This window comes from Sphingomonas sp. GW821-FHT09B04, assembly GCF_059418285.1.
In genome coordinates this window covers 361,209-386,682 of record NZ_JBWKPO010000003.1, presented here as the reverse complement: position 1 = coordinate 386,682, position 25,474 = coordinate 361,209, and the positions used below count along the sequence as shown (strand labels likewise).

The following is a 25,474-nucleotide window of genomic DNA, read 5'->3' as shown; positions in this document are numbered from 1 at the left end:
TCGTCGCGACGCCGGAAACATGCTATGATCCGTGCCAGGTGAAGAGTCGTGTCCTCGTTAGATGGAGGAACAGCATGCCGGCACCGATCGACGAAACAAAGCTCCACGCATTCATTGGCAAGATGCTGGGCGATCTTGGCGGCGCAATGGCCGTGCCCACCGTGCGCATCGGCCTCAGACTGGGATTGTTCGAAGCGCTAGCGCAAAGCCCCGCCACCGCCGCTGAGCTCGCTGAGCGCACAGGTGGACTTCACAAACGCTATGTCCGCGAATGGGCGCTGGCGCAGGCGGCGAACGGCTATGTCGACTTTGATCCCGCGAGCCAGCGCTTCAGCCTGTCGCCGGAGCAGGCGATGGTCTTCGTGAACCCGGACAGCCCGGTCTATCTGGCCGGGGCGTTCGAGCTGGTCGCAGCGATGATCGAGGCGGAACCGAAGGTCGAGGCATGTTTCCGCCACGACACCGGCGTGCGCTGGGGCGACCATGCCGGCTGCCTGTTCTGCGCGACCGGCGCCTTCTTCCGGCCGGGCTATGTCAACAACATCGTCCAGGCCTGGATCCCTGCGTTGCACGGCGTCGAGTCCAGACTGCGCAGGGGCGCGAAGGTTGCCGATATCGGCTGCGGCGTGGGCTTCTCCACCCTGTTGATGGCAGAGGCCTATCCGGAAAGCGCTTTCATCGGCTATGATTTCCATGCGCCCTCGATCGAGGAAGCGCGCCGTCATGCCGAGGCCCACGGCCTGGGCGACCGCGTGCGTTTCGAGGTCGCGGCCGCAAAGGACGTTGCGGACGACGGCTTCGATCTCGTCACCATGTATGATTGCCTACACGACATGGGCGATCCGCGCGGGTGTGCCGCGCACATGCGCCGCATCCTGACGCCGGGCGGCACATGGATGATCGTCGAGCCGATCGCCGGGGACAGCCCGGAACAGAACTTCAACCCGGTCGGACGGCTCTACTATAATGCTTCGACGATGATCTGCGTCCCGACCTCATTGGATCAGGAAGTCGGCGAGGGCCTCGGCGCGCAAGCCGGTGAGGCGAGGCTTGCGCAGATCGTTCGAGAGGCCGGGTTCGAACAGGTCCGGCGCGCGACCGAAGGGCCGTTCAATATGGTGCTCGAAGCGGTTTGAACGCTCCGCTGGCAGCAGAGTGTTACACCGGGGTAGCGCTTCCGGCCTGTCGCGCTAAGGTCTCATTCGAAACCACCCTCCCCGCCCTCCGGAGACCCCATGCGCACCACCCGCCGCCAGTTCCTCGCCACCACCGCCACGCTTGCGTCGATGCCCGCCCTGCCCGCCTTTGCGCGGGGACAAGTCGCGGCGCCCGGCGACACGGCGGCGGAGAAGCTGCTTGCCGCAGCCGCGGAACAGCTGCTTGAAAACACCCCCGAAGGCGCAACCTCACTGGGCATCGACAAGGGGGGGCGCGCGCATCTGCGGTCGCAGCTCGAGGATCGCAGCATCGCGGGCAAAGCGCGGGTCGCGGACGGGCTGCGTAAGCGCGTCGCCGAATTGAAGGCGCTCGACCCCAAGGGACTGAGCCCAGTAATGCGTACCAATGTCGATGCGGTGCGCACCGCGTTCGAAAGCGGCATCGACGGGATGGCCTTTCCCTATGGCGACGTCGCGGTCGGCGGGTGGCGCAACTCGCCCTATGTCGTCGTGCAGAATGTCGGCGGCTATCTCGACATCCCGCGCTTTCTCGACACCGAGCACAAGGTCGACAACGCCGCCGATGCGGCAAGCTGGCTGGCGCGCTTCGACCAATATGCCGCCCTGCTCGACGGCGAAACCGAGCGGCTCAAAATCGCCTATGACAAGGGCGTCGTTGCCCCTGATTTCCTGCTCGACAAGTGTCTGAAACAGATCGCGCTGACCCGCGGCACCGACGCCGGCAAGTGGGAGCTGGTGACGGGCTACGCGACCAAGCGCGCTGTCACCGGCGATCAAGCAGCCGAAGCCGCGAAGATCGCTGCGGGCAAAATCGCTCCGGCACTCGATCGCCAGATCGCGGAACTGAAGCGCCACCGTGCCAGGGCGACCTCGGACGCGGGGGTGTGGAAGTTCCCCGACGGGGAGGCCTATTACACCTGGGCGCTGCGCGCTGGCACGACCACGACGATGACCCCGGACGAGGTGCACCGCACCGGTCAGGAGGAGTTGAAGGCGCTTCAGGCCGAGATGGACGTGATCCTGAAGAAGCAGGGCTTCAGCAAGGGCACCGTCGGCGCGCGGATGACCGCACTGGGCAAGGACCCGCGCTTCCTGTTCCCCGACAATGACGCCGGCCGCGCCGAGATCCTCAAGTTCATGACCAACCGGATCATGGACATGCGCAGCCGGATGCCGCGCGCCTTCCACACGCTCGTCCCGGGCAATGTCGAGGTGAAGCGGCTCCCGCTGGCTGAGGAGCCGGGCGCGCCCGGCGCCTATGGCGGCGCAGGATCGATCGACGGGACGGTGCCGGGTAAGGTGTGGCTAAACCTGCGCACCACCGCGCTGCATTCGCGCTTCAGCCTGCCCACCCTCGCCTATCATGAGGGCATTCCGGGTCACGTCTGGCAGGGTGAGTATACGTTCAAGCTCCCGCTGGTCCGCTCGTTGCTGTCGTTCAACGCCTATACCGAGGGTTGGGCGCTGTACGCCGAACAGCTCGGTGCCGAACTCGGCGCCTATGACGAGGATCCGATCGGCCGCCTCGGTTACCTCCAGTCCCTCGCCTTTCGCGCTTGCCGCCTCGTCGTCGACACCGGGCTCCACGCCAAGAAATGGACCCGGGCTCAGGCGATCGAGTGGTTCGCGACCGCAAACGGATCGTCGGTCGAAGAAGTCAGCGGCGAGGTCGACCGCTATTGCAGCTGGCCGGGTCAGGCGTGCGGCTACAAGCTCGGCCATACCGAGATCAATACGCTGCGCACCAAGACGCAGAAGGCGCTGGGCAACCGCTACGACTTCAAGGCGTTCAACGACGCGGTAGTGCTGGGCGGCAGCGTGCCGCTGACCGTGCTGGAGAGCGTGATCGACCGCCATATCGCCAGCCGCCGCGCATGATCCTGCGGCGCTGGCGTGGCGTGATCCGCACGGCAGAGCGCGAAGCCTATCGCGCCTATATCGCAGAGACCGGAGGGGACGATTATACGTCTACGCCCGGCAATCTCGGCTGGCAGATGCTGTTCCGCGATCTGGACGACGGCACCAGCGAAGTGGTGACGATGAGCTGGTGGCGCTCGCTCGACGATATCCGTGCCTTTGCCGGCACGGATATCGCCGTCGCGCGCTATTATCCTGAGGACGACCGCTTCCTGCTCGAACGCCCATACGGGGTTGAGCATAGCGACGTGGCCGACGGGAGCCTGTTCGGCGGCTAGGCCGCCTTGGCGAGGTGCAGCGCGATGGCGCCGAGCCACAGCCAGCCGAGCATCCCGCCCCAGTAGAAGGCGATCCCCGGCGGGATCAGGTTCGCCATGCCGATCGCGATCATTGCGGGCAGCGCCAGGCCAACGATGAACGACCCCACGCCAGGCACCAGTTGCTCCGTCAGCAGGAAATGCATGCCAAGCGCAAAGCAGGCGAGCATCAATCCGACATAGGCCACCATGAACGCGACACTGTGCAGGATCGCGGCGCGCGTCGTCATGTCGGGCTGGTGGTCCAGCGGCGTGCCGGCAGGAAAACCAATCCCCGCCGGTGCGTCATAGACGCCCGCCAGCACCAGTCCCACGCCATAGGCGCCGATCAGCAGCAGCGTGGCGTAGCCCGCCCAACCGCGTCCCAGCGCCATGAACATCCCCGTCGCGCAGGCGAAGGTGAGGAGGCCAGAGATGACGAACACCGCCTTCATCTTCCACCCGCCCTCGCCCAGACTCAGCATGCTGATCGCATGCCGCCCGATGTCGAAGGCGGGGCGCCGAAAGATCTCGATCGTCGGGACGATGAAGAACAGCAGCCCCGCTGCCACGCCCGCGAACAAGAGCCACCGGCCCATATCGGTATCCGTCATCACAAGCCTCCCCTTCCCGTGCGTTAGTTGAGCGATGCCTTGATGTGCGCGACCATCTGGTCGACCACGGTGCCCCAGCCGTCGTGAAAGCCCATCGCCTCATGCGTCTGGCGCGACTCCTCGCTGCCGTGGATCGCCATCGCGGTGTAGCGCGTGCCACCGGTACCATTCGGCTCGAGATAGAGGCCCGCAGTGAAGAAGGGCTTGGGCGACGGGCGGAAGCCCGGCAGCAGCGTGTCGGTGAAAATCAGCCGCTGCAGCGGGACGATGTCGAGATAGCAGCCGAGATTGGTGAACTCCTCACCCTCGGGCGAGCGCATCACCGAACGGAACATGCCCCCGGTGCGCAAATCGACTTCGCACTCGGTGATGGTCCAGGGCTTGGGGACGAACCACTGCCTGATGCTCTCCGGGTCGGTCCACGCTTCCCAGACGAGCTCGACCGGCACGTCGATGTCGCGTTCCAGCACCAGGTCGAGCTTGGGATCGGGCTTTACGAGGGGTGAGGTCATTCGGGTCTCTCCTTCTTCTTTGCGAGCAAATAGGCATCGAGCCGGTCGAGCCGGCCCTCCCACATTGTGCGCTGACGGCGCAGCCAGTCGTCGACGACCAGCAATTGTTCGGGCACCAGTTCGTAGGTTCTCACCCGACCGGCCTTTTGCGAGCGCACCAGCCCCGCCCCTTCGAGCATCTTCAGATGCTCAACGAACGACGGGAGCGCCATGCGATAGGGCGCGGCGAGATCGCTGACCGACGCCGGTCCGGCATTGAGCCGTTCAAGAACGTCGCGCCGCTTGGGATCGGCGAGCGCACGGAACACACCGTCGATCGCCGCGGGTGGCGGCATCCCTGCATTACCCTGCCCGATTGCCGGGAACATCAACCTACTCCGTCAACACTGTGAGGCGGCGCAGATAGCGCGGGACAATAGTTAGGGCAATCCCTTAGTATTAGAGCTGCAAAAAAGGGCGCGCCGTTACCAGCCCGCCCTTTTCTGCCGTTACTTCTTGCCGAAAAAGCCCGCGGCAATGCCCGTCAGGTCGTTGAGCGGATTGCCGTCGCCATCCTTGTCGAGCGCGCCCAGAATGCCGCCGGCACCACCATCTTGCTGGAGCAGGCTGGCGAAGTTGCCGAGTGCGCCCTCACCGCCGATCTGACCAATAATCTCCTGCAGCTTACCCACCGGCAGCCCGGTCGCGGCGGCTGCGCCCTCGGCGGTGTCACCCTGCATCGGGTGGCTCCTGGCCAGCGCCTGGATCGCCGACTCGACATGTTCGGGCGACAGCCCGACCTTGGCTGCGAGGTTGGTCACCGTGGCGTCTCCGCCGATCTGACCCAGAATCCCGTCGAGAATGCTCATGTGCCGATCCTCCTGCTACGCTTGGGGAAGTCCAAGCTTAGCATGGCCATACCCCGCGTGCGAGACTGCGACATGGCAGATGACGGGCAGGCGGCACTTTTTCCCGTGTCGCGCGTCATTGCACTGTCGCCGAAAATCGCCAGCATGGCGACGGGGCGATCCGCCGCACGACTCCCCGCGGCCACTGCAGGAGGAATCCATGGGCATTTTCTCATCGATCAAGAACGCGATCTTCGGCAAGGCGCAAGCCGCACCCGCCCCGGCCGAGGCGATTCCCCAGGCTGAAGCCGCATCGCCGCAGCCCGTGCCCGTGGCCGCGCCGCAGGAAGTGGATATCGAGGCGGTACTGGTCGAACTCGACGGCAGCGATGGCCGCGACCTCAACTGGCGCAGCTCGATCGTCGACCTGATGAAGCTGGTGGGCCTCGAGTCGAGCCTCGCCGAGCGCAAGGAGCTGGCGCAGGAACTGGGCTATACCGGCGCGCTCGACGGCAGCGCCGAGATGAACATCTGGCTGCACAAGCGCGTCATGCAGGAACTCGCGGCAAATGGCGGCAAGGTCCCCGCGTCGATGCTGGACTGAATCCGGTCAGGGCAGCGGCGCGAGGTCCGGCTTCACGAACCCGCGCCGCGCTTCGACCGAGAACAGCAATTCCCGGCTGTAGAAACGCAGCGCCCACTCGCGGCGGCCGGCCTCGCTCGCCAGCAGCGCATTGACGTCCACCGTCAGCTCTCCCGACCCGCATTCGCGCAAGAACTGCCTCACACCCGCGACATAGGTACGGGTGATCGTGTCGTGATAGCCATTATGGTCATCGTTCGCGCCACCGACGCTCTCGTTGAAGCGTGAGATGATGCCCGCGATCGCTGTATCCACATCGATATCGGGCCGCCGCGTGAGCAGGTACAGGCACGCGGCGAGATGCGCCTCATGTGTCCATTCCTCGCGCGCCAGCGTGCAGGCGACCAGCCCCTCACCCAGATGGACGATGGCAGCGTCATCGGCGAAGAAACGGATGGGGTGGTCGGTCATCGATCGGGCTTCTTTCAAGATGCCCGATCGATGACCGGGCGTTTCAGGCGGTTTCGGTAGCTCGGTTCCGGCTTTGGGGTGCGGCTTGCCGCACACCTTCGTCCACATGTTCCGCGAACTGGGCGAAATTGGCGACGAATTCGTCGACCAGCTTGCCCGCAGTCACGTCATAGTCGGCCTTGTTCTCCCATGCCGCACGCGGATCGAGCATATTGGGGTCGATGTCCCCCGCCGCGACCGGCACCATGAAGCCGAAATTGGGGTCCTGACGGAACTCCGCACTCTTGAGGCTGCCGTCGAGCGCCGCGTTGAGCAGTGCCCGCGTCACCTTGATCGGCATCCGCTTGATCCCCGGCATCGTCGCCTTGCCGCCGCTCCAGCCGGTGTTGACCAGCCAGCAATCCACCCCGCCCCTGGCGATCCGCTCCTTGAGCAGGTTGCCGTAGACCGACGGGTGGCGCGGCATGAACGGCGCCCCGAAACAGGTAGAGAAGGTTGCGGTCGGCTCGGTCACACCGATCTCGGTCCCCGCGACACGCGCGGTATAGCCCGACAGGAAATGGTACATCGCCTGTTCCGGCGTCAGCTTCGCGATCGGCGGAAGCACGCCATAGGCATCCGCGGTCAGGAAGATGATGCTCTTCGGCACCGGCCCCAGATTGTCGCTCGACGTATTGGGGATGAACTCGAGCGGGTAGGAGCCGCGGCTGTTCTCCGCCAGCGTGTTGTCGTTGAAGTCGAGTTCGCGGCTCTCCGCGTCCATCACGACATTCTCGAGCACCGTGCCGAAGCGTTTGGTGGTGGCGAAGATCTCCGGCTCGGCTTCGGCCGAGAGGTTGATCATCTTGGCGTAGCAACCGCCCTCGAAGTTGAAGACCGCGGTGTCCGACCAGCCATGCTCGTCATCGCCGATCAGCGTGCGGCTGGCGTCCGCCGAGAGCGTGGTCTTGCCGGTGCCGCTGAGGCCGAAGAACACGGCGGTATCGCCGTTCGGGCCGATATTGGCCGAACAGTGCATCGGCATGATGCCGTCGACCGGCAGCAGATAGTTGAGCAGGCCGAACACGCTTTTCTTCATCTCACCGGCATAGGCGGTGCCGCCGATGAGGATCAGCTTCTCGGTCAGATTGACCGCGATTACCGTCTCGCTGCGGGTGCCGTGCTTCGCCGGATCCGCGCGGAAGCTCGGCAGGTCGATGATCGTATATTCGGGCTGGAAGCCGGGCAGCGCAGCCTCCTCCGGCCGCACCAGGAGGGTGCGAATGAACAGGCTGTGCCAGGCGAACTCGTTGATGACGCGAACATTGACCCGGTGCTCGGGCTGCGAGCCGCCATACAGATCCTGCGCGAACACCGTTTCCTTGGTGGCGAGATGCGCGAGGAAATCGGCCTTGAGCACCGCGAAATGCTCCGGCGTCATGCCGCGGTTTGTGTCCCCCCACCAGACCGTGCTTTCCGTCTCGGCATCGCGGACAATGAACTTGTCCCTGGCGCTGCGCCCGGTGTGCTTGCCGGTAGCGACGACCAGCGGGCCGTCCTTAGCCAGACGGCCCTCGCCGCGCTGCACGGCGTGCTCGACCAGCGGCGCGGTCAGCAGGTTCCAGTGAATGGTTGCGCCAGCGCCGACGCCCAGGGCGTCGAGGCCGATTGCCGGCGTGCGGTCGGTCACGATGTAATCTCCTCATCGTCCCCGGGCCTGCAGTGGGTCCAGAGATCGTGTCATCTGAAATCAGAGTCGCGCATAGGCAGCAGCCAAAAGGGGGGTCAATGCCAGTAACCGGTGTCATCGTTCCAATCGCCCCCCACAACCCTCCCGACAACGTTGACCAGAACGCCCCTTCCCGCCGACAACGTTGGCAGCCGCCGGGAATGTTTCGTTACCGTCCCGACATCCGCACGATTGAGTGGCAGCGAGCATTGAGCTACGCCACCCGCCATGACCGCAACGATCGCACTGGTTGACGACGACCGGAACATCCTGACTTCGGTCTCGATCGCGCTGCAGGCCGAGGGCTTTGTGACGCGCGTCTATTCGGACGGTGAGACCGCGCTGAAGGCGCTGCTTGAGAACCCGCCTGACCTCGCGGTGCTCGACATCAAGATGCCAAAGCTCGACGGGCTGGAGTTGCTGCGCCGCCTGCGCGAAAAGCTGACCACCCCGGTGATCTTTCTGACCAGCAAGGACGATGAGCTGGACGAAGCGCTGGGCCTCGCGATGGGCGCGGACGATTATATTGCCAAGCCGTTCAGCCAGCGGCTGCTGATCGCCCGCATTCGCGCGATCCTGCGACGGACCGAGGCCTTGGCGGCCCCCGCCGATGCCGAGACCACGGAGGAGCCGCAACCGGTCATCGAACGCGGCCGGCTGGCGATGGACCCGGCGCGGCACAAAGTGACGTGGGGCGGCGGCAATGTGACGCTGACCGTCACCGAATTCCTGATCCTCGAAACGCTCGCGCAGCGGCCGGGTATCGTCAAAACGCGCAACCAGCTGATGGATGCAGCGTATCAGGACGATATCTATGTCGATGACCGCACCATCGACAGCCACATCAAGCGCGTTCGCCGCAAATTCCGTCAGGTCGATCCCGAATTCGACGCCATCGAGACGCTCTATGGCGCCGGCTACCGATTCTCTGACGAGTAATCGCGGCGCGCGCGACGACCGCGATCTTTCGCTGCGCTGGTCGGGCCGGGTCAGCCTCACGCCGCGCATCCTTGCGGTCAACATCTTCGCGCTGGCGATGCTGGCGGGCGGCTTCTTCTATCTCGACAGCTTCCGCGCGCGGATCGTCGACGATCAGGTCGCGCAGGCAAGCCGTGAAGCACGGCTGATCGCACAGGCGGTGGCGATGACCCCGCCCAAGGACCGCAACGCACTGATCCTGCGCGTCGCGACCGAGGCAGGCCTGCGCATCCGCCTCTATGATCGCAAGGGCCATGTGACGCTCGATACGCGCGCAATGGGACTGCACAATGTCGTGCTGCGCGATCCGGACAAGGATCCCTGGGGCCAGAGCGCCGCGCGATTCCTCGACGCGGCAATCGACACCATCGCGGGCGCCGACCGTGCACCGCAGTTCCGCGAGCGTGCGGCGGACAAAGGTCTCGACTGGCCCGATCTAGCTCAGGCGCTGCGCACCGGCGAAGCGAGCGCGAGCGTGTGGCGCGCACCCGACCGTACACCCGTAATCACCGCCGCCGCCTCCTATGGTCCGGAGGGGGTGGTGTTCACGACGGATAACGCCCGCGAGATCACCCAGACGGTACGGATCGAACGCTTCCGGCTCAGCCTCGTGCTGGCGGTGGTGATGGCTTTGTCGATCTTCCTGTCGCTGTTCCTCGCGCGCACTATCGTCCGCCCCCTGCGCCGCCTCGCGCACGCGGCGGTGCGGGTGCGGCTCGGCCGCGCGCGCGAAGTGGTGGTGCCGCGCCTGCCCGAACGCCGTGATGAAATCGGCCACCTTGCCCGCTCGCTTTCGGACATGAGCCAGGCGCTGCGCGCACGGATCGACGCCACCGAGGCGTTCGCCGCAGACCTTGCGCACGAGCTCAAGAACCCCCTCGCCTCGCTGCGGTCAGCGGTGGACGGTCTTGCCAATGTCCGCGACCCCGAATTGCAGGAGCGGCTGCTCGCCATCGTCCGCGATGACGTCCACCGCCTCGACCGGCTGATCAGCGACATTTCGGAGGCATCGCGGCTCGACGCGCAGCTCAGCCGCGCCAAGTTCGAGCCAGTCGATATCGCCGCGATGCTCGAAGGTCTTGTTGGCCAGCGCCTTGACCGCGGGCTGGCGCGCGGCATCCGGCTGCGCTTCGACCAGCCCATGCGCTCGCTGCCCCGCGTGATGGGCGAAGGCGCGCGGCTGGAGCGCGTGTTCGAGAATCTGATCGATAACGCCCTCTCCTTCTCCCCCGAACAGGGCCTCGTCACGCTTTCGATCGTATCGCTCGGCGAGATGCTTGAGGTGCATGTCGAGGACGAGGGGCCGGGCGTTCCCGAGGATGCCCGCGAAGCGGTGTTCCGCCGTTTCCATTCGGTGCGCCCGGACGGCGAGGCGTTCGGCCAGCATTCGGGGCTGGGGCTTGCCATCGCGCGCACCATCGTTGAAGGCCATGGCGGTATGATCGGGGTCGAATCGCGGGAGGACCGGATGCGCGGCGCGCGCTTCGTCGTTCGCCTGCCGCTGGTCCAGCCGAACTAGTCTAGCGGGGCAAACAACGCATGGCCGTCATCTCCTCCGAAACGCTCCATGCATCCTGCGTTGCCATCGATGGCCGCGCAGTGTTGATCGAAGGGCGTTCGGGCGAGGGCAAGTCGGACCTCGCGCTGCGGCTGATCGACCGTGGCGCGATGCTGGTGTCGGACGATTACACGATCTGCACCCGTTCCAACGGCGCGTTGCTCGGCGGCGCTCCCGCCAACATCGCCGGTAAGATCGAAGTGCGCGGAATCGGGGTGATCGAAATGCCGCTCCAGGACCGCGTCCCGATCGCATTGCTGGTAACGATCCTGGACGCCCCGCCGCGGATGCCGGAAGCGCCGAAGAAGCGCCGGATCGCCGGGATCGACATTCCCGAGGTCGCGCTCGCAGCGCTTGAGCCCTCGGCGCCGATCAAGGTCGAACTGGCGCTCAGGCATATTGGCTGGACCCCGGCGCAATGAGCAAGCGCCGCACCAAACAGATCCTGCTCGTCACCGGCATGTCGGGTGCGGGCAAGTCGACCGTGCTGCGCACGCTTGAGGATCTCGGCTGGGAGGTGGTCGACAACCTCCCGCTCCTCCTGCTCAACCGCCTGCTCGACACCGAGCCGGCCGAAGGCACCGACGGCGACGATCGTCCGCTCGCGCTCGGTATCGGCACGCGCACCCGTGGCTTCGATGCTGAAAGCGTTGTGCGCCGCATCAAGAAGCTGCGCGACGAGCGCGGCTATGACGTCGGCACCCTGTTCCTCGACTGCGCCGGCGCCGAGCTGGAGCGCCGCTACAACGAAACCCGCCGGCGCCATCCGCTCGCGCAGGATCGCCCAGCGGGGCAAGGCATCGCCCGCGAACGCGAGGTTCTTGAGCCCCTGCGGCGTTGGGCCAACCGGCTAATCGACACCAGCAACATGTCGAGCAACGAGCTGGCTCAAAAGATCCGCGCGACCTTTTCAGGTGACGGGCTGGGCGAACCGACCCTGTCAGTGATGTCGTTCGGCTTTGCGCGCGGCATCCCCGGCAACGCCGATCTGGTCTTCGACATGCGCTTCCTGCGCAACCCGCATTGGGTCGATTCGCTGCGTCCGGGCACCGGCAAGGACCGCGATGTGGCCGATTATGTCGCCGGCGACCCCGCTTATGACGAAGCTTTGGAGCGAATCGAGGGGCTGATCGAACAGCTCATTCCACGCTATCGCGCCGAGGGAAAATCCTACGTTACCATCGCATTTGGCTGTACCGGCGGCAGGCATCGTTCGGTCCATGTGACAGAACGGGTCGCTGCCCGGTTGCGCGACGCGGGATTTTCGCCCACGGTGACGCATCGTGACTTGCAGACCGCACCGCAGGACTCGCTAGAAGGCCCGCCGGTCGCAAGATGAACCGCATGGGACAAGCATTGAAATGATCGGTCTGGTACTCGTGACGCATGGGCGGCTCGCGGAGGAGTTCGTCGTCGCGATGGAGCATGTGGTGGGGAAGCAGGAGCGAATCGCCACGATTTCGATCGGCCCCGAGGACGATATGGAGGGCCGCAGGTCCGACATCGCCACGGCCATCGCCGAAGTGGACGCTGGCCGGGGGGTCATCGTGCTGACCGATCTGTTCGGTGGCACGCCTTCCAACCTCGCCATCTCGCTGATGGAGGCGGGCAAGGTCGAGGTGATCGCGGGGATAAACCTCCCCATGCTGATTCGCCTCGGCGGCGCGCGCAAGACCATGAAGGTCACCGAAGCCGTCGCCGCCGCGCGCGAGGCGGGGCGCAAATATATCACCGTCGCTTCCGAAGTGCTCGGGGAGGCCGCTGCTTGAGCCGCGTCAGCCGGACCGTCCTGATCGGCAATCGCCGCGGACTCCATGCCCGTGCCAGCGCCAAATTCGTCACCCTCGCCTCCTCGCAGCCGTGCGAGCTGATGGTGGAGAAGGACGGCAATTCGGTCACCGGCACCTCGATCATGGGGCTGATGATGCTCGGCGCCGCAATGGGCGACACGATCACGATCAGCGCCGCCGGCGACGGCGCCGAGGACGCGGTGCTCAAGCTCGTCGGCCTGGTCGAGGACCGCTTCGGCGAGGACTGATGCCCCGCGAGATCACCGCCTTTTCCAACCCGCTGGTCAAGCGGGTCCGCTCGCTGCGCGACAAGAAGCACCGCCGCGACGAGGGACTGTTCCTCGCCGAGGGGCTGCGCATCCTGACCGAAGCACGCGAGGCCGGGCACCTGCCCGAATATCTCTTCTTCGCGAAGGGGCATGACACCCACAAGCTCGCCGGCGAGCTGATCGCCGCGACCGAGGCCGCAGGCGGTGAGGCGATCGCGACTGACAGCGACATCCTCTCCAAGCTGTCGGGCAAGGACAATCCGGGCGCGGTCGTCGGGGTCTATCGCGAACTGCCCACCGATCTCGCCCGGCTCGACCGCACCGCCGCGCCGATCTGGCTGGTCGCCGAACGGCTGCGCGACCCGGGCAATCTGGGCACAATCCTGCGCACCGCAGACGCGGTCGGCGCGGGCGGACTGATTCTGGTCGATGAGTGCGTCGATCCGTTCAGCGTCGAAGCGGTCCGCGCAAGCATGGGCGCGCTGTTTACGATCCCGATCGCGCGCGCGCCCTGGGACGAGTTCCACGCCTGGCTACGTGCCGGACCGGGACAACTCACAGGCCTCGCTCTCGAAGGCGCTGTCGATTACCGCGCGCCCGATTTCGCTGCGCCTGTCTTTCTGTTCACCGGTAACGAGGCGCAGGGTCTACCCCCAGCCTATGCCGCCGCGTGCGACATCCGCGTCAAAATTCCCATGCTCGGCAAGGCGGATAGCCTCAACGCCGCGGTCGCGACCGCCGTGATGGCGTACACCGTTCTCGACCGGATTCGTCCGCTCTCCTGACCCCTGCGATTGTTGCAATTTTGCAACAGGCCCGGTCCCAATTCGGAACGCGCTTGGAACAAAACCCGATTCCGCGCGTCGAGTTGAGCAGTTCTGGAGACGAACCGATGTACTATGACACCGACGCCTTCACCGCTGCCCAGAGCGGCTATCGCATCGCCTTTCACCCGGGCGAGCGCAACCATTGCCCCGGATGCGGCCAGTCGCACTGGACGGTCGGGCGCATGACCGCGGAATGCGCCTTTTGCGCCACTGCGCTGCCGATCAACAATGGCGGCACTTTTGGCGCCGGGCTCTTCCACACCAGCGACAAGGCCCAGTCGCTCGCAGCCTGAGCGTACGGCGGCAGTTTGACCGCCGCCGTTGCCGCGCTATTGCGCGCCTATGACTGGCGCCACCCTCACCCTTTACAATTCGCTGACCCGTTCGCTCGAGCCGTTCGCGCCGATCGACCCCGCCAGGGGCGCGCGCGTCTATTCGTGCGGCCCCACGGTCTATAGCGACCCGCACCTCGGCAATCTGCGCGCCTATGTCTTTACCGACACGCTCAGCCGCGTGCTGCGGTGGAAGGGCTATCCGCTCACCCATGTCCTCAACATCACCGATGTCGGTCACCTGACCTCCGACGCCGACGAGGGCGAGGACAAGATGGAGGCCGCGGCGAAGAAGCGCGGGATGAGCGCATGGGACATCTCGCGCCATTATGCCGATGTGTTCCGCCGTAATTTGCGCGATCTCAACATCCGCACGCCCGACCATATGCCGCTGGCCACGGATTATGTGGAGAAGATGATCGACTTCGCGAAGGGCTTTGCCGACGCGAATTGCTACCAGCTCGATAGCGGCCTTTATTTCGACAGCACCACCGTCCCGGATTACGGCAAGCTCTCCGGCGGGCAGGACGATGCCGGCGAGGGCCGAATCGAGAGCGTCGACGGCAAGCGCCACCCCCAGGATTTCGCGATCTGGCGCACCACCCCGCCGGGCGAGACGCGCCAGATGGAGTGGGATTCGCCCTGGGGCCGCGGCGCCCCGGGCTGGCACCTCGAATGCTCGGTGATGAGCGCCGAGCTGCTCGGCCTGCCCTTCGACATCCATACCGGCGGGATCGACCACCGCGAGATCCACCACGTCAACGAGATCGCGCAGAATCAGGCGCATTGCCGCTGCGGCGACAGCGGCGCGCGCGTGTGGATGCACAACAACTTCCTCGTCGACCGCGGCGGCAAGATGTCGAAGTCCAAGGGTGGCATCGCCACGCTCGACGCACTGGTGGCCAAGGGCGTTCACCCGCTCGCCTACCGCCTGATGTGCCTATCCGCGCACTACCGCAGCGAGCTGGAATTCAGCGGTGAGAACCTGCTGGCCGCACTCGTCCGTCTGCGCCGCCTCGTCCTCGCCGCGGAGAAGTTCCGCGAAATCGAGGGCAAGGGTGGTGGCAATGCCGCGGGCTATCTCGAACGGCTCGACGCGGCGATGTCGGACGATCTCAACACGCCCAGGGCACTTCCGGTTCTGGAAGAGCTGCTCGCCGACAAGCAGCTGGGACAGGAAGCGCGGCTGATGACGCTGACACAGTTCGACACCGCGCTCGGCCTTAACCTGCTCGACCTGAGCCGCGCCGACCTGCGCGTCCGCCCGGCCGATGCCTTGGTGACCGAGGCCGAGATCGAGACTCGCCTCGCCCAGCGCAAGGAAGCGCGCGCCGCGAAGGACTTCGCCCGCTCCGACGCGATCCGCGACGAGCTGCTCGGCGCCGGGGTCGAGGTGATGGACGGCGATCCGCTGGGATGGGACTGGAAAGTGGAGCTTTAGCGCTCAGACGAAGCCCAGATTCCGCGTCGAATAGTTGCCGATATTGGGCAGCACGGTCGACAGGTTCGAATCGCTCACGCCGAACCAGCTCGCCAGCGTCGCGGCGTACTGATCGACCGAGATGGTCGGCAGCAGCCGTCCCTGTCCGACATCGTCGGGGGTATTGTGCCCGATCGCGGGCGGCGTGCCGTAGATGCGCTGGCCATTGACCGCGCCGCCGACCACGAAGTGCGTCGCGCCCCAGCCATGGTCGGACCCGTCGTCATTCTGCGTCAGCGTGCGGCCAAAGTCCGACGCGGTGAACGCCGTCACCTTGTCCGCTACCCCCAGCGCCGCAGTGGTGTCGTAAAAGGCCCGCATCGCCGCCGCCACGCGGCCGATCTGCGTCGGGTGATCGCGCACGAGGAAGTCGTGCATGTCGAACCCGCCGATCGACACGAAGAACACCTGCCGCTTTGCCCCCAGCTCCTGCGAAACCGAGATCATCCGCGCGACGACCTTGAGCTGGTCGGCAAGGCTGTTGCCTGTCGGGAACAGCGGGAAGTTCGACGCGGGCGCGCTGCCGAGCGCGCCGTTGACCTGTGCGTATAGGTCGAGCGCACGCTTCGAGATCGTCGCATGCTCATTCTCGATCAGATGCGTGCGCGCACCGCCCATCAACGAACGCAATGCAGTCGCCGCTGCCGACGAGCCATAGAGCGTCGAGGCGTTGTTGATCAGCGGCGTCGGGCCATTGGTGCCCGTCACATACTGGATCGAGCTGCGGCCCGAGAGATAGACGGCGTTGCCCGACGCGCTGATACAGGTCAGTGCGGCGTTACCGTTGCCGCTCTGCAGCAGGTCGCCGATCCGCCCGCCCCAGCCCGATGTCGCGCCTTCCGCGCTCGACGCCTGCCAATAGCTTTGCTGGTCGTTATGGCTGAACAGCTTGGGCGGCAGCGCCACGCTGTTCGCCTGATACTGCGCCTTTGTCGTCGGCCGCACCAACGTGCCGACATTGAGCACCACCGCCATCTTGCCCGCGTCGAACAGGGGCAACAGCGGCGCCATGGTCGGCGCCAGCGCATATTGTCGCCCGCCGAGCGCATTGAGCGGGTTGAGCGCAGTCGCCGTCAGCGCATCACGCAAATGCGCCAGCCCCGGCCGGGCGGTCGTGTACAGCGCATGGCTCGCCGCATCATAGGGCGGGAGCGTGTTGGCATAGTCGTTGCCGCCATACAGGAACACGCAGACCAGCGCCTTATAATCGCTGGCGACCGCGGCCGAGGCTTCGCCGATCGCCGCGAGCTGGGTCACGAACGGCGCGGCGCCGCCCGCAATCCCCAGCGTCGCGCTGCGACGGAGGAAGGCGCGGCGGGATTGATTGTTTTCCATGTCCCCGCCCCTCACTTCTGCGCCAGATATTCGGGCGCGGCCATCGTCAGCAGCAATGCGATCGCGATCCGGTTGTTGGTGTTGGTGGTACTGTCCACCGCGGTCTTGATCTGCGCGACCGTCGCAGTGCTCACCTGCCCGGCTGCCAGCACCAGATTGATCCGATCGATCAGGCCCTGGCTGTCCGCGGCCAATGCGGTCAGCTCGGCATAGTCGCTCTTGAGGTCGGTCAGCCCGTTGTTCACCACCGACTGCATATAGTTCACATAGCCGACGACGCTGATCTCGTTGGTGATCTGGAACTCCGGCGCAACCAGTCCGCCGCTCGCGAAGCCGCTATTGGGCGGGCTGTAGCCGGGGCGGAAGAAATTGAAGACCGATCCGCTGCGCCCCATCGCCTGCGCCAGCCGGTTGATCGAACTACTGGTATCGCCAATGGAAAAATGGCCGCTCACCGAATTGGCGCCGAATCCGCGCGCCCAGCCGGTGAAGCGCATCACTGGCTCGCGCAGCTTGCCGCTGGTGGTGCCCGACGGGTCGGCGCGCGCCTCGTCGTCGAGCAGGATCGCACGGATCACCGCCTGCATGTCGCCGCGCGCACCCGACCCATTGTCGGCGAACTTCGCGGAGACCCGGCCGACATAGGCGGGCGAAGGATTGCTGGTGACCAACCGCTGGATCAGTTGCTTCGACACGAAAGGCGCGATGTTGGGATGCGCGAAGATCGTATCGAGCGCGATCTTCACCGCCTCCATCCCCGCGGTCCCGGCAGGAACACTCGCTCCGAGAAAGGCTGACGCCCCCGTCTCGTGCGTGCCCGTGTTGACGATCAGCGAGCGGCGGTAGCGGTCGGGGGTGTTGCTGTCGGTCGAATCGAGCGTGAGCCCCGTAAACACCCGCGCCAGACCCGAGACATCGGCGGGAGTATAAGTCTCCGCCGGCACACCGCCCGACATCACCACCGTCCCGTCCATGTTGAGCCGGTGCAGGCCGATGGTGAAGAGCTGCATCAGCTCGCGTGCGTAATTCTCATCGGGGACCGATCCGGTCGCCGCGTTGGCCTTGCGGTTACCGAGAAACGTCAGGAACGAGGCCATCGCCGCGTTCGTCGTGACCTTGTCGAGAATCGTACGGAAATTGCCGAAGGCGTTGTCGTGCAGCACGTCGACATAGGCTGCCATCGCGAACTGCGGCCAGTTCAGGTTCACACCGGAGATGCCGACCACCAGCATCTCGAGCAGCGCCATGCCGACTCGCTGGCGCAACTGGTCGCCCGCGCCGATCAGCTGGCTCCATATCACATTGTCGAAGCCGGCCTCGCTGTCCCGGTTGGCAACGACGTTGTAGCCCTTCGCCACCAGCCAGTCCCAATGCGTCGTCGCACGCGGCTTGGCGAATTCGCTGGTGATCCACGCCGCATAGCCGCGCGCCCGAACATCGGCGATGTCGGCGCTGGTCGCCCCCATCGTCGCCTGAGTCAGGAAGCGGCTGGCCTGTATCGCGGAAACCGGCGCGGGGGTCGGCGAAGGCGTGCCAGTCGGCGGCAGCGTGACCACACCGCCCCCTCCGCCACCGCCCGAATCGCAAGCCGCCAGCGCAAGGCCGAGCGCGAGCGCGCTCGTGCCGCTCAGCGCAGCGGCCGGTACGGCCGCTCCGGCTTCGCCATTCTCCGCCTCGACCAGAGGCGTCTCCAGATTGTCCATAGGATACCCTGCGTGCCGGCTCTCGCTGGCCGTACTGCCGCGCCAATCTTCTCCATTTTGCCGGGTTGCACCAGTCGGAAACAGTATCAACTTGCCGCAAACCGTTCATTTTTCAGTCATTTGCGAGTCTCATATGATCGTCCTAACCTGTTGAGATGAAAGCTGTCCTGCCCGCACTCGCCCGCCCGCTGATCGAAGCGGGGCTTCCGGACGCAATTGAGCCGCACTGGTTCAGCAACCAGGCGGAGGCGGCCGCCATGGTCGCAGATGCCGACATCGCCTGGGTCGACATGATGCGCCCCGAATGGACCGGCGAAGCGGCGGCGGCGGGCGCGCAGCTCAAATGGCTTTCGACCATCTATGCCGGGATCGACGCGTTCGACATCGGCCTGCTCAGGGAACGCGGCACCACCCTCACCAACGGCGTCGGCATCAACGCCATCGCGGTCGCCGAATATGCGGTCATGGGGATACTCGCCGCCGCCAAGCGCTTCGATCAGGTGGTGCGGATCGCCGACCGCCGCGAATGGCCCGCCGACGCGCCGGGCAAAGTCGAGCTGTTCGAGACCCGCGCGATGATCATCGGCTATGGCACGATCGGCCGGATGATCGGCGATCGACTCGCGGCGTTTGGGGTCGGGGTGACGGGCGTCACCCGCTCGGGGCGCGACGGCACGCTGACCCCTGACCAGTGGCGCAATCGGATCGACGAATTCGACTGGATCATCCTCGCCGCCCCCTCGACCGGCGACACCCACGCGCTGATCGGCGCGGCAGAGCTCGCAGCGATGAAGCCCGGCGCATGGCTGGTGAACGTCGCCCGTGGCGATATGGTCGACCAGCCCTCGCTGATCGAAGCGCTGGCGAAACGCCGCATCGCCGGTGCGTTCCTCGACGTCGTCGATCCCGAGCCCTTGCCGGAAGACCATCCGCTTTGGACCGCGCCCAACGTCATCCATTCGATGCATTTGTCGGGCCGTTCGCAGACAAAGATGTTCATGCGCGCCGCCGCGCTGTTCCTCGAAAACGCCCGCGCCTTCGTCGAGGGCCGGCCGATGCGGAACGTCGTCGATCTCGACGCGGGCTATTAGCGCCGCTAAGTCCGCCGCATCATGATCCTCGTCATCGACAATTACGACAGCTTCACCTGGAACCTGGTCCATTATCTGATGGAGCTGGGCGCAGAGGTGAAGGTGGTACGCAACGACGCGCTGTCCGCCGCGGAAGCGATCGCGAGCAACGCGCAGGCCTTCCTGCTCTCGCCCGGCCCGTGCACCCCGAACGAAGCGGGGATCAGCCTCGATCTGGTCGCCGCCTGCGCCGATGCCGGCAAGCCGCTGCTTGGCGTGTGCCTAGGCCACCAGTCGATCGGTCAGCATTTCGGCGGTCAGGTGGTGCGCGGCGGACTCATGCACGGCAAGACGTCGCCGGTCCGCCATGACGGCACCGGCCTGTTCGAAGGCCTGCCCTCACCCTTCACCGCGACGCGCTATCACTCGCTGATCGTCACCGACATTCCCGAAGAACTGGTGGTCAACGCCACCGCCGAGGACGGCAGCGTTATGGCGTTCCGCCACCGCGAACTGCCAATCCACTCGGTCCAGTTCCATCCCGAAAGCATCGCCACCGAACACGGCCATGCGATGCTCGCGAACTTCCTGGAGATCGCCGGAATCGAGACCAGGACGCTGGCCTGAGGGCAGCCGAGTCGCCGTGTTGCCAGACACGGTTCCGGGGCATAGCGTTTAAACGGGCGATCCCGCGTCGCTCGTTACCGCTGGAGGCCGGCTTGAAACCTACCGCGCTCATTCTCCCACTTGCCGTCATGGCATGTGCGCCCGCAAACGAACCCGCTGTCGGGATGGCCAATCCCGCATCGGTTCATTGCTTCAAGGCCGGTGGCCGGGTCGAGATCCGCAAGGAAACCGCCGGCGAAGTCGGATATTGCCACCTTCCGGACGGCCGGGTGATCGAAGAATGGAAATTCTTCAGGGCCGCTCAGGGCAAGGACGACTGAAGTCCTTCTATGCCTGCGACAGGCTCAGCACATTGCCGTCGGGGTCGTTGAACCACGCGACTTTCGCCATGCCGCCGGGCGCAGTCCAGATGCCGTCCGCGTCCTGCCCCATCCCGTCATAGATGGTGAAGGTGACGCCCTTTTCACGCAGCACCTGAACCATCGCGCGGATATCGCTGACATTCCATCCGAATACCGGATGCTGCCCAGCCTTGAAGTCGGGCATCACGGTCAGGCGGATCACCGCATTGTCCATGCCGATGAAGTCGCCAAACGGATCGGAACTGCGCAGCGTCAGCCCCAGCTGGCCGCAGTAAAAGCCCAGCGCGCGGTCGCGGTCGGTGGCGTAGAGGAAGCTCACCGGTTCGGTCGATCGAAGGTCCATTGCAGGTCTCCCCGTTCTGATCTGCGCAGAATAGTCGTTTTGCGAGCGAAATGCACCGCCCCCAAGCTTGATCCCAAGTCCCGCCCCTCAGTCCCGCTTGTCCGGCACACAACAGGATTTGCTCGACTCGCCTCTCCCACACCCCAATAGAGGCGACGTGACCCGCTTCAGCCTCCTCCCCGACCCCGCCACCCCGCTCGCACGCGAATCCGCTGCGCAGGCATTCGCCGATATCCTCGACGGCACCGCGCCCGAGACTGAGATCGAAACGTTCCTGATCACCCTGTCCGAACGCGGCGAGACCAGCATCGAAATCGCCGAGGCTGCGCGCGCGATGCGCCAGCGGGTGATCCCGGTCCGTGCACCCGCCAATGCCATCGACGTGTGCGGTACCGGCGGCGACGGGCATCACACGCTCAACGTCTCGACCGCGGTCGCGATCGTCGTCGCCGCGGCAGGGGTTCCGGTCGCCAAGCACGGCAATCGCGCCGCGTCGTCCAAATCAGGCGCTGCGGATACGCTCGAGGCTTTGGGCCTCGACCTCGACCGTGCCGCCGCCAATGCCGAAGCGCACCTCAACGATCTCGGCATCGCCTTTCTCTTTGCCGCCAGGCATCACCCGGCGATGGGCCGCATCGCCGCGCTGCGGCGGCGGATGGCGCGGCGGACGATCTTCAACCTGATGGGCCCGCTCGCCAACCCTGCCGGGGTGCAGCGCCAGCTGATCGGCATCGCCCGCCCCGACTATGCGCCGATCTATGCCGAGGCGCTCGAACAGCTCGGGGTCAAGGCCGCCGCCATCGTCTCGGGTGAGGAAGGTCTCGACGAGCTTTCGCCTGAAGGCGGCAGCCTTGTGGTGAGCATCGGCGACGTCAGCCTGCCGGCACGCATTACCCCGGCCGATGCCGGACTTCCCTCCCATCCGCTCATCAGCCTGCGCGGCGGCGACGCCCGCACGAACGCGGCGGCGCTGCGCCGCCTGCTTCAGGGCGAACACGGCCCCTATCGCGACGCGGTGCTGCTCAACGCGGCTGCCGCGCTGGTGGTCGCGGGTGAAGCCGCGGATCTGCGCGCAGGCGCAGAGGAAGCGGCGGAGACGATCGACAAGGGGCTTGCCAACGCGCTGCTCGACTGCTGGATCGCCGCAGCATGAACACGCTCGATAAAATTCTCGAAGTGAAGCGCCGCGAAGTCGCCGAACGCAAAGCCACGACCTCACTCGGCAATTTGCAGGACCGCCTGCTGGCCCAGACCCCGCCACGCGGCTTCCGCGCCGCGCTCGATGCCAAAGCGGTGCAGGGTTACGGGCTGATTGCGGAGATCAAGAAAGCGTCGCCTTCCAAGGGTCTGATCCGCGCCGATTTCGATCCGCCCGCCCATGCCCGCGCTTACGAGGCCGGCGGCGCGGCGTGCCTGTCGGTGCTGACCGATGCCGAATTCTTCCAGGGGCATGAGGATTACCTCATCGCCGCGCGCGCCGCCTGTGGCCTGCCGGTGATCCGCAAGGATTTCATGATCGATCCCTGGCAGGTTCTCGAAGCCCGCAGCATCGGCGCCGACGCGATCCTGATCATCGTCGCCGCGCTCGAGGATGCCCAGATGGCGGAGATCGAGGATGCCGCCATCGGTCTCGGCATGGACGTGCTGGTCGAGGTGCACGACGAAGCCGAGCTGGACCGCGCGCTCGCGCTGCGATCGCGGCTGATCGGGGTCAATAACCGCAATCTCAAGGACTTCTCGGTCTCTTTTGATCGCACTTATGAACTCGTGGGCCGTGCACCCGAAGGCTGTACCTTCGTCGCGGAGAGCGGCCTGACCTCGCGCGCCGATCTCGACGCCATGGCGGCACATAGCGTGCGCTGCTTCCTGATCGGCGAATCGCTGATGCGGCAAGACGATGTCGAAGCGGCGACGCAGGCGCTGGTGGGATGAGCGACCTCACCCATCTCGACGAAACCGGCGCCGCGCGCATGGTCGATGTGGGTGCGAAGGCCGAAACGCAGCGTCAGGCGATTGCGACCGGCCGCATCACGATGTCGACACCTGCCGCCGCCGCGATCCGCAACGGGCTGGTCAAAAAGGGTGACGTCCTCTCGGTCGCGCGCGTCGCCGGGATCATGGCGGCAAAGAAGACCAGCGACCTGATCCCGCTCTGCCATCCGCTCGCGCTGACGAAGATCACCCTCGACCTGATCCCCGACGAGACCGGGGTCACCGCCACCGCGACCGTTGCGCTCACCGGTCGCACCGGGGTGGAGATGGAAGCGCTCACCGCGGTCTCGGTTGCGCTGCTCACCGTCTACGACATGGCCAAGGCGCTCGATAAGACCATGACGATCGGGGGGATCCACCTCGCCTCCAAGACCGGCGGGAAGTCGGGCGATTGGGTAAATCCGGAAGGTTAACCGACCCTCCACCCTGCTCGCTCAGACATTCTTGAGGCGCGTGGGCGCATCGTCTCCACCTGCAACAGGGTGGGGATCCAATGACACTTCCGGCACGATCGGCGATCTTCTCGCTGTCCGGCGAGATTGATGCGCCGCCGGGACCCGTCGAGGACGCCTCGCCTGCGCGGCTGCTGCTGGGCAGCGCGGGCGAGCGAAATTGTTTCGTTCACCGCCTCACCTCCGCCGGAGCAACCCTCACCGTCTCTGGCCCTGTCGCCAATGGCGACCGGGCGACGATCGAACTGCCCTTCGGTCTCGTCGCCGATGGTTCGATCGTCGGTCATGACCCCGCCGCGCTCGCTTTCCGGTTCGACGAGCCGCTCGACGTGGTCGGCGCCCTCGCCCGCTGCCTTGCCGCACTTCCCGCCGAGCGCCGCGAAATGCCGCGCATCGAGCTCCGCCAGCGGCTGTGTATCCGCCACGGCGATCAGGTCGATTTCGCCTGGACGCGCAACCTGTCGACCACGGGCATCGGTGTCGAAACGCGCGCACTTCTGACCGCGGGCGCGCAGGTCGAGCTGACTCTGGACGGCTTGCGCCCGATCCAGAGCGAAGTCCGCTGGGCAGAAAAGGGCCAGGCCGGCATCGCCTTTGGCGAAGAACTGGGCTGGCAACTGCTGATGCCCTGGTTGCGCAAGGTCGCCAGCCAGCGGCGCGGGCCGGCGGCAATGGGGGCGGTGCAGGATCAGGCGCCATCGGCACTGGGAGCGGTCAAGGACGCGCTACGGCTCGACATCGCCACCCACGTCCGGTCAGGCGTCAACTGGTGGAACGCGCAGCTCAACATCCTGAGCAGTACGCTCGCCGAGTTTGAGAGCGATACCGAATTCACGCCTTTGTCCTCGTTGTGGCTTTCGCTGCCCGGCATCGGCGGCTGGCCGATCCGCGTGATCGAGTGTCACGGCGCGCGCCACGTTGCCGAATTCCGTATCGCGCTGCGCCCGCACGAGATGGCGCGGCTGACCGAAGCGGCACGCCCGGCGCGCTAGACCCCGCCGCAACCGCGCGGTAACGCCACCGCGATGGCCGATCTGCTTCCCGTTGCCGATGCCCAACAGCGCCTGCTCGCGCTCGCCCCGGCACTCGCGGTGGAGACGGTATCGCTGAACGCCGCAGTGGGCCGCTGGACCGCGGCGCCCGTGACCGCGACCCGCACCCAGCCCGAACAGCCGCTGTCAGCGATGGACGGCTATGCGATCCGCTTCGCCGATCTGCCCGGCCCGTGGAATGTGATCGGCGAAAGCGCTGCGGGCCGCCCCTTTGCGGGCATCGTCGGCGCGTATCAGGCAGTGCGTATCTTCACCGGCGCGGCGCTGCCCGACGGCGCCGATACCGTGCTGATCCAGGAAGAGGCGCGGCGTGAGAGCGATCGCCTCCACCTCGACGGAGAAGGGCCCGGTGGCACCGGCAGTAACGTGCGCGCAGCCGGGCTGGACTTCGCTGCAGGCGAGCCGCTGATCGCGCCCGGCGAGCGCCTGACGCCCGCGCGCATCGCACTTGCCGCGGTCGCGGGCCACGCCGCGCTACCCGTTCGCCGCCCTGTCCGCGTCGCCATCGCGGCGACGGGCGATGAGCTCCGCGCGCCCGGCGCCCCTCTTGACCCCGGCCAGTTGCCCGAGAGCAACGGCGTCATGCTCGCCGCCATGCTCGCCGGGCTTCCGGTCGAGATCGAGGATCTCGGCATCCTGCCCGACCGGCTCGACGCGCTCGCCACCGCCTTCGCGCGCGTCTCCGCCGATATTCTGGTCACCACCGGCGGCGCGTCGGTGGGCGACCACGACCTCGTCCGCCCGGCGCTGCTGGCGGCTGGCGCACAAATCGATTTCTGGAAGGTCGCGGTCCGCCCCGGCAAACCAATGATGGCCGGAACCCTCGGCGATACCATCGTCCTCGGCCTCCCCGGCAATCCGGTCTCGGCCTTCGTCACTGCCCGGCTCTTCCTGCTTCCCCTGATCGCGCGGTTGTCGGGCGCCACCGACCCGCTGCCCCAAACCCGCACCGCCACGCTCGCCGAGCCGCTTCCAGCCAACGGCCCCCGCGCCGACTATCTGCGCGCCATGCACGGCCACGGCGGCGTGGTCGCTGCAGCGATCCAGGACAGCTCGATGCTCCGCACGCTCGCGCGCGCGGATTGTCTGATCGTCCGCATCCCCCATGCACCGCCTGCGAAATCGGGCGACTCGGTAGAAATCCTCACTTTCGGGTAATCGGCCGCCTTGACATCATACAAGAACAAGGCGTAAACGT

30 protein-coding genes are annotated in these 25,474 nt (G+C 66.0%); 21 read left to right on the top strand and 9 right to left on the bottom strand.

Annotated elements, in window-relative coordinates; all coding sequences use genetic code 11:
* Window positions 1-74: 74 nt before the first annotated feature.
* The 3 genes from AC07NK_RS11400 (at window position 75) to AC07NK_RS11390 (ending at window position 3,373) form a co-directional block, all read left to right on the top strand.
* A complete protein-coding gene (locus tag AC07NK_RS11400; protein ID WP_495170712.1) occupies window positions 75-1,136 on the top strand; it encodes a class I SAM-dependent methyltransferase in 1,062 nt (353 codons plus the stop codon).
* 99 nt (window positions 1,137-1,235) lie between these two features.
* Complete coding sequence (locus AC07NK_RS11395) at window positions 1,236-3,056, top strand: DUF885 domain-containing protein (protein WP_495170711.1); 1,821 nt, start codon at window positions 1,236-1,238, stop codon at window positions 3,054-3,056.
* Complete coding sequence (locus tag AC07NK_RS11390; RefSeq protein WP_495170710.1) at window positions 3,053-3,373, top strand: hypothetical protein; 321 nt, start codon at window positions 3,053-3,055, stop codon at window positions 3,371-3,373. Before AC07NK_RS11395 ends, AC07NK_RS11390 begins: the two co-directional genes overlap by 4 nt.
* Here the strand turns inward: AC07NK_RS11390 and AC07NK_RS11385 are convergent.
* From AC07NK_RS11385 to AC07NK_RS11370, 4 genes are all read right to left on the bottom strand, one after another.
* Window positions 3,370-4,005: a DUF998 domain-containing protein gene (locus tag AC07NK_RS11385; RefSeq protein WP_495170709.1), complete on the bottom strand. Its 636-nt coding sequence runs from the start codon at window positions 4,003-4,005 to the stop codon at window positions 3,370-3,372. The genes AC07NK_RS11390 and AC07NK_RS11385 overlap by 4 nt on opposite strands.
* A 23-nt stretch (window positions 4,006-4,028) precedes the next feature.
* Window positions 4,029-4,517, bottom strand: coding sequence for an SRPBCC family protein (locus AC07NK_RS11380; RefSeq protein ID WP_495170708.1), 489 nt, complete (start codon window positions 4,515-4,517; stop codon window positions 4,029-4,031).
* Window positions 4,514-4,885 (bottom strand): ArsR/SmtB family transcription factor, encoded by a 372-nt coding sequence (locus AC07NK_RS11375; RefSeq protein ID WP_495170707.1) that lies wholly within the window; start codon window positions 4,883-4,885, stop codon window positions 4,514-4,516. Before AC07NK_RS11375 ends, AC07NK_RS11380 begins: the two co-directional genes overlap by 4 nt.
* Window positions 4,886-5,005: 120 nt before the next feature.
* Window positions 5,006-5,365: a hypothetical protein gene (locus AC07NK_RS11370; protein WP_495170706.1), complete on the bottom strand. Its 360-nt coding sequence runs from the start codon at window positions 5,363-5,365 to the stop codon at window positions 5,006-5,008.
* Between the two features lie 199 nt (window positions 5,366-5,564).
* On the opposite strand from AC07NK_RS11370, the gene AC07NK_RS11365 reads away from it, so the two are divergent.
* Entirely contained in the window at window positions 5,565-5,948 is a 384-nt protein-coding gene (locus AC07NK_RS11365) for a DUF3597 domain-containing protein (protein ID WP_495170705.1), read from the top strand.
* 6 nt (window positions 5,949-5,954) lie between these two features.
* Here AC07NK_RS11365 and AC07NK_RS11360 read toward each other — a convergent pair whose 3' ends face one another.
* Both AC07NK_RS11360 and AC07NK_RS11355 read right to left on the bottom strand, forming a co-directional pair.
* Window positions 5,955-6,398 (bottom strand): hypothetical protein, encoded by a 444-nt coding sequence (locus tag AC07NK_RS11360; protein ID WP_495170704.1) that lies wholly within the window; start codon window positions 6,396-6,398, stop codon window positions 5,955-5,957.
* Between the two features lie 43 nt (window positions 6,399-6,441).
* Window positions 6,442-8,067, bottom strand: coding sequence for a phosphoenolpyruvate carboxykinase (locus AC07NK_RS11355; RefSeq protein ID WP_495170703.1), 1,626 nt, complete (start codon window positions 8,065-8,067; stop codon window positions 6,442-6,444).
* A gap of 267 nt (window positions 8,068-8,334) precedes the next feature.
* Here AC07NK_RS11355 and AC07NK_RS11350 point away from each other — a divergent pair, with 267 nt between their 5' ends.
* From AC07NK_RS11350 to cysS, 9 genes are all read left to right on the top strand, one after another.
* Window positions 8,335-9,045 (top strand): response regulator, encoded by a 711-nt coding sequence (locus AC07NK_RS11350; RefSeq protein WP_495170702.1) that lies wholly within the window; start codon window positions 8,335-8,337, stop codon window positions 9,043-9,045.
* Window positions 9,014-10,603 (top strand): stimulus-sensing domain-containing protein, encoded by a 1,590-nt coding sequence (locus AC07NK_RS11345; RefSeq protein WP_495170701.1) that lies wholly within the window; start codon window positions 9,014-9,016, stop codon window positions 10,601-10,603. Before AC07NK_RS11350 ends, AC07NK_RS11345 begins: the two co-directional genes overlap by 32 nt.
* A gap of 20 nt (window positions 10,604-10,623) precedes the next feature.
* On the top strand, window positions 10,624-11,064 hold the full coding sequence (locus AC07NK_RS11340) for an HPr kinase/phosphorylase (RefSeq protein WP_495170700.1): 441 nt from the start codon (window positions 10,624-10,626) through the stop codon (window positions 11,062-11,064).
* Window positions 11,061-11,981 carry an RNase adapter RapZ gene (rapZ, locus tag AC07NK_RS11335; RefSeq protein WP_495170699.1) on the top strand — a complete coding sequence of 307 codons (921 nt, stop codon included), beginning with the start codon at window positions 11,061-11,063 and terminating at the stop codon, window positions 11,979-11,981. Before AC07NK_RS11340 ends, rapZ begins: the two co-directional genes overlap by 4 nt.
* A gap of 22 nt (window positions 11,982-12,003) precedes the next feature.
* Entirely contained in the window at window positions 12,004-12,411 is a 408-nt protein-coding gene (locus AC07NK_RS11330; protein ID WP_495170698.1) for a PTS sugar transporter subunit IIA, read from the top strand.
* The gene (locus AC07NK_RS11325) at window positions 12,408-12,680 is read left to right on the top strand and encodes an HPr family phosphocarrier protein (protein WP_495170697.1); all 273 of its coding nucleotides are present in this window, start codon (window positions 12,408-12,410) and stop codon (window positions 12,678-12,680) included. Before AC07NK_RS11330 ends, AC07NK_RS11325 begins: the two co-directional genes overlap by 4 nt.
* Window positions 12,680-13,486: a TrmH family RNA methyltransferase gene (locus tag AC07NK_RS11320; RefSeq protein WP_495170696.1), complete on the top strand. Its 807-nt coding sequence runs from the start codon at window positions 12,680-12,682 to the stop codon at window positions 13,484-13,486. The genes AC07NK_RS11325 and AC07NK_RS11320 overlap by 1 nt, the downstream gene beginning before the upstream one ends.
* A 107-nt stretch (window positions 13,487-13,593) precedes the next feature.
* A complete protein-coding gene (locus AC07NK_RS11315) occupies window positions 13,594-13,821 on the top strand; it encodes a hypothetical protein (protein WP_495170695.1) in 228 nt (75 codons plus the stop codon).
* 49 nt (window positions 13,822-13,870) lie between these two features.
* On the top strand, window positions 13,871-15,301 hold the full coding sequence (gene cysS, locus AC07NK_RS11310) for a cysteine--tRNA ligase (RefSeq protein WP_495170694.1): 1,431 nt from the start codon (window positions 13,871-13,873) through the stop codon (window positions 15,299-15,301).
* 3 nt (window positions 15,302-15,304) lie between these two features.
* Here the strand turns inward: cysS and AC07NK_RS11305 are convergent, their stop codons facing one another.
* Window positions 15,305-16,675 carry a DUF1501 domain-containing protein gene (locus AC07NK_RS11305; protein WP_495170693.1) on the bottom strand — a complete coding sequence of 457 codons (1,371 nt, stop codon included), beginning with the start codon at window positions 16,673-16,675 and terminating at the stop codon, window positions 15,305-15,307.
* 11 nt (window positions 16,676-16,686) lie between these two features.
* Window positions 16,687-18,378 carry a DUF1800 domain-containing protein gene (locus tag AC07NK_RS11300; RefSeq protein WP_495170692.1) on the bottom strand — a complete coding sequence of 564 codons (1,692 nt, stop codon included), beginning with the start codon at window positions 18,376-18,378 and terminating at the stop codon, window positions 16,687-16,689.
* 155 nt (window positions 18,379-18,533) lie between these two features.
* Between AC07NK_RS11300 and AC07NK_RS11295 the strand changes: the two genes are divergently transcribed.
* The 3 genes from AC07NK_RS11295 to AC07NK_RS11285 all read left to right on the top strand — a co-directional run bounded on the left by AC07NK_RS11295 (window position 18,534) and on the right by AC07NK_RS11285 (window position 20,395).
* Window positions 18,534-19,469: a D-2-hydroxyacid dehydrogenase gene (locus AC07NK_RS11295; protein ID WP_495170691.1), complete on the top strand. Its 936-nt coding sequence runs from the start codon at window positions 18,534-18,536 to the stop codon at window positions 19,467-19,469.
* 21 nt (window positions 19,470-19,490) lie between these two features.
* Entirely contained in the window at window positions 19,491-20,075 is a 585-nt protein-coding gene (locus AC07NK_RS11290) for an anthranilate synthase component II (protein ID WP_495170690.1), read from the top strand.
* A gap of 128 nt (window positions 20,076-20,203) precedes the next feature.
* Window positions 20,204-20,395: a putative hemolysin gene (locus AC07NK_RS11285; protein WP_495170689.1), complete on the top strand. Its 192-nt coding sequence runs from the start codon at window positions 20,204-20,206 to the stop codon at window positions 20,393-20,395.
* Between the two features lie 7 nt (window positions 20,396-20,402).
* Here the strand turns inward: AC07NK_RS11285 and AC07NK_RS11280 are convergent, their stop codons facing one another.
* Entirely contained in the window at window positions 20,403-20,780 is a 378-nt protein-coding gene (locus AC07NK_RS11280) for a VOC family protein (protein ID WP_495170688.1), read from the bottom strand.
* Window positions 20,781-20,937: 157 nt separating this feature from the next.
* On the opposite strand from AC07NK_RS11280, the gene trpD reads away from it, so the two are divergent.
* The 5 genes from trpD (at window position 20,938) to AC07NK_RS11255 (ending at window position 25,434) form a co-directional block, all read left to right on the top strand.
* Window positions 20,938-21,933 (top strand): anthranilate phosphoribosyltransferase, encoded by a 996-nt coding sequence (trpD, locus tag AC07NK_RS11275; protein WP_495170687.1) that lies wholly within the window; start codon window positions 20,938-20,940, stop codon window positions 21,931-21,933.
* Entirely contained in the window at window positions 21,930-22,712 is a 783-nt protein-coding gene (trpC, locus tag AC07NK_RS11270; protein WP_495170686.1) for an indole-3-glycerol phosphate synthase TrpC, read from the top strand. The genes trpD and trpC overlap by 4 nt, the downstream gene beginning before the upstream one ends.
* On the top strand, window positions 22,709-23,185 hold the full coding sequence (gene moaC / locus AC07NK_RS11265; RefSeq protein ID WP_495170685.1) for a cyclic pyranopterin monophosphate synthase MoaC: 477 nt from the start codon (window positions 22,709-22,711) through the stop codon (window positions 23,183-23,185). Before trpC ends, moaC begins: the two co-directional genes overlap by 4 nt.
* Before the next feature lie 80 nt (window positions 23,186-23,265).
* Window positions 23,266-24,216, top strand: a complete 951-nt coding sequence (locus AC07NK_RS11260; RefSeq protein ID WP_495170684.1) for a PilZ domain-containing protein — start codon at window positions 23,266-23,268, stop codon at window positions 24,214-24,216.
* 33 nt (window positions 24,217-24,249) lie between these two features.
* The gene (locus tag AC07NK_RS11255; RefSeq protein ID WP_495170683.1) at window positions 24,250-25,434 is read left to right on the top strand and encodes a molybdopterin molybdotransferase MoeA; all 1,185 of its coding nucleotides are present in this window, start codon (window positions 24,250-24,252) and stop codon (window positions 25,432-25,434) included.
* Window positions 25,435-25,474 lie beyond the last annotated feature (40 nt).

Excerpts from the sequence above, each read along its gene's own strand:
- AC07NK_RS11360 (WP_495170704.1), bottom strand. The coding sequence starts at position 6,398 with ATGACCGACCACCCCATCCGTTTCTTCGCCGATGACGCTGCCATCGTC.
- trpC (WP_495170686.1), top strand. The coding sequence starts at position 21,930 with ATGAACACGCTCGATAAAATTCTCGAAGTGAAGCGCCGCGAAGTCGCC.
- AC07NK_RS11350 (WP_495170702.1), top strand. The coding sequence starts at position 8,335 with ATGACCGCAACGATCGCACTGGTTGACGACGACCGGAACATCCTGACT.
- AC07NK_RS11315 (WP_495170695.1), top strand. The coding sequence starts at position 13,594 with ATGTACTATGACACCGACGCCTTCACCGCTGCCCAGAGCGGCTATCGC.
- moaC (WP_495170685.1), top strand. The coding sequence starts at position 22,709 with ATGAGCGACCTCACCCATCTCGACGAAACCGGCGCCGCGCGCATGGTC.
- AC07NK_RS11330 (WP_495170698.1), top strand. The coding sequence starts at position 12,004 with ATGATCGGTCTGGTACTCGTGACGCATGGGCGGCTCGCGGAGGAGTTC.
- AC07NK_RS11300 (WP_495170692.1), bottom strand. The coding sequence starts at position 18,378 with ATGGACAATCTGGAGACGCCTCTGGTCGAGGCGGAGAATGGCGAAGCC.
- AC07NK_RS11285 (WP_495170689.1), top strand. The coding sequence starts at position 20,204 with ATGGCATGTGCGCCCGCAAACGAACCCGCTGTCGGGATGGCCAATCCC.
- AC07NK_RS11375 (WP_495170707.1), bottom strand. The coding sequence starts at position 4,885 with ATGTTCCCGGCAATCGGGCAGGGTAATGCAGGGATGCCGCCACCCGCG.
- AC07NK_RS11340 (WP_495170700.1), top strand. The coding sequence starts at position 10,624 with ATGGCCGTCATCTCCTCCGAAACGCTCCATGCATCCTGCGTTGCCATC.
- cysS (WP_495170694.1), top strand. The coding sequence starts at position 13,871 with ATGACTGGCGCCACCCTCACCCTTTACAATTCGCTGACCCGTTCGCTC.
- AC07NK_RS11320 (WP_495170696.1), top strand. The coding sequence starts at position 12,680 with ATGCCCCGCGAGATCACCGCCTTTTCCAACCCGCTGGTCAAGCGGGTC.
- AC07NK_RS11260 (WP_495170684.1), top strand. The coding sequence starts at position 23,266 with ATGACACTTCCGGCACGATCGGCGATCTTCTCGCTGTCCGGCGAGATT.
- AC07NK_RS11390 (WP_495170710.1), top strand. The coding sequence starts at position 3,053 with ATGATCCTGCGGCGCTGGCGTGGCGTGATCCGCACGGCAGAGCGCGAA.
- AC07NK_RS11295 (WP_495170691.1), top strand. The coding sequence starts at position 18,534 with ATGAAAGCTGTCCTGCCCGCACTCGCCCGCCCGCTGATCGAAGCGGGG.
- AC07NK_RS11385 (WP_495170709.1), bottom strand. The coding sequence starts at position 4,005 with ATGACGGATACCGATATGGGCCGGTGGCTCTTGTTCGCGGGCGTGGCA.
- AC07NK_RS11395 (WP_495170711.1), top strand. The coding sequence starts at position 1,236 with ATGCGCACCACCCGCCGCCAGTTCCTCGCCACCACCGCCACGCTTGCG.
- AC07NK_RS11380 (WP_495170708.1), bottom strand. The coding sequence starts at position 4,517 with ATGACCTCACCCCTCGTAAAGCCCGATCCCAAGCTCGACCTGGTGCTG.
- AC07NK_RS11365 (WP_495170705.1), top strand. The coding sequence starts at position 5,565 with ATGGGCATTTTCTCATCGATCAAGAACGCGATCTTCGGCAAGGCGCAA.
- AC07NK_RS11370 (WP_495170706.1), bottom strand. The coding sequence starts at position 5,365 with ATGAGCATTCTCGACGGGATTCTGGGTCAGATCGGCGGAGACGCCACG.
- AC07NK_RS11345 (WP_495170701.1), top strand. The coding sequence starts at position 9,014 with ATGGCGCCGGCTACCGATTCTCTGACGAGTAATCGCGGCGCGCGCGAC.
- AC07NK_RS11280 (WP_495170688.1), bottom strand. The coding sequence starts at position 20,780 with ATGGACCTTCGATCGACCGAACCGGTGAGCTTCCTCTACGCCACCGAC.
- AC07NK_RS11305 (WP_495170693.1), bottom strand. The coding sequence starts at position 16,675 with ATGGAAAACAATCAATCCCGCCGCGCCTTCCTCCGTCGCAGCGCGACG.
- AC07NK_RS11400 (WP_495170712.1), top strand. The coding sequence starts at position 75 with ATGCCGGCACCGATCGACGAAACAAAGCTCCACGCATTCATTGGCAAG.
- rapZ (WP_495170699.1), top strand. The coding sequence starts at position 11,061 with ATGAGCAAGCGCCGCACCAAACAGATCCTGCTCGTCACCGGCATGTCG.
- AC07NK_RS11255 (WP_495170683.1), top strand. The coding sequence starts at position 24,250 with ATGGCCGATCTGCTTCCCGTTGCCGATGCCCAACAGCGCCTGCTCGCG.
- AC07NK_RS11290 (WP_495170690.1), top strand. The coding sequence starts at position 19,491 with ATGATCCTCGTCATCGACAATTACGACAGCTTCACCTGGAACCTGGTC.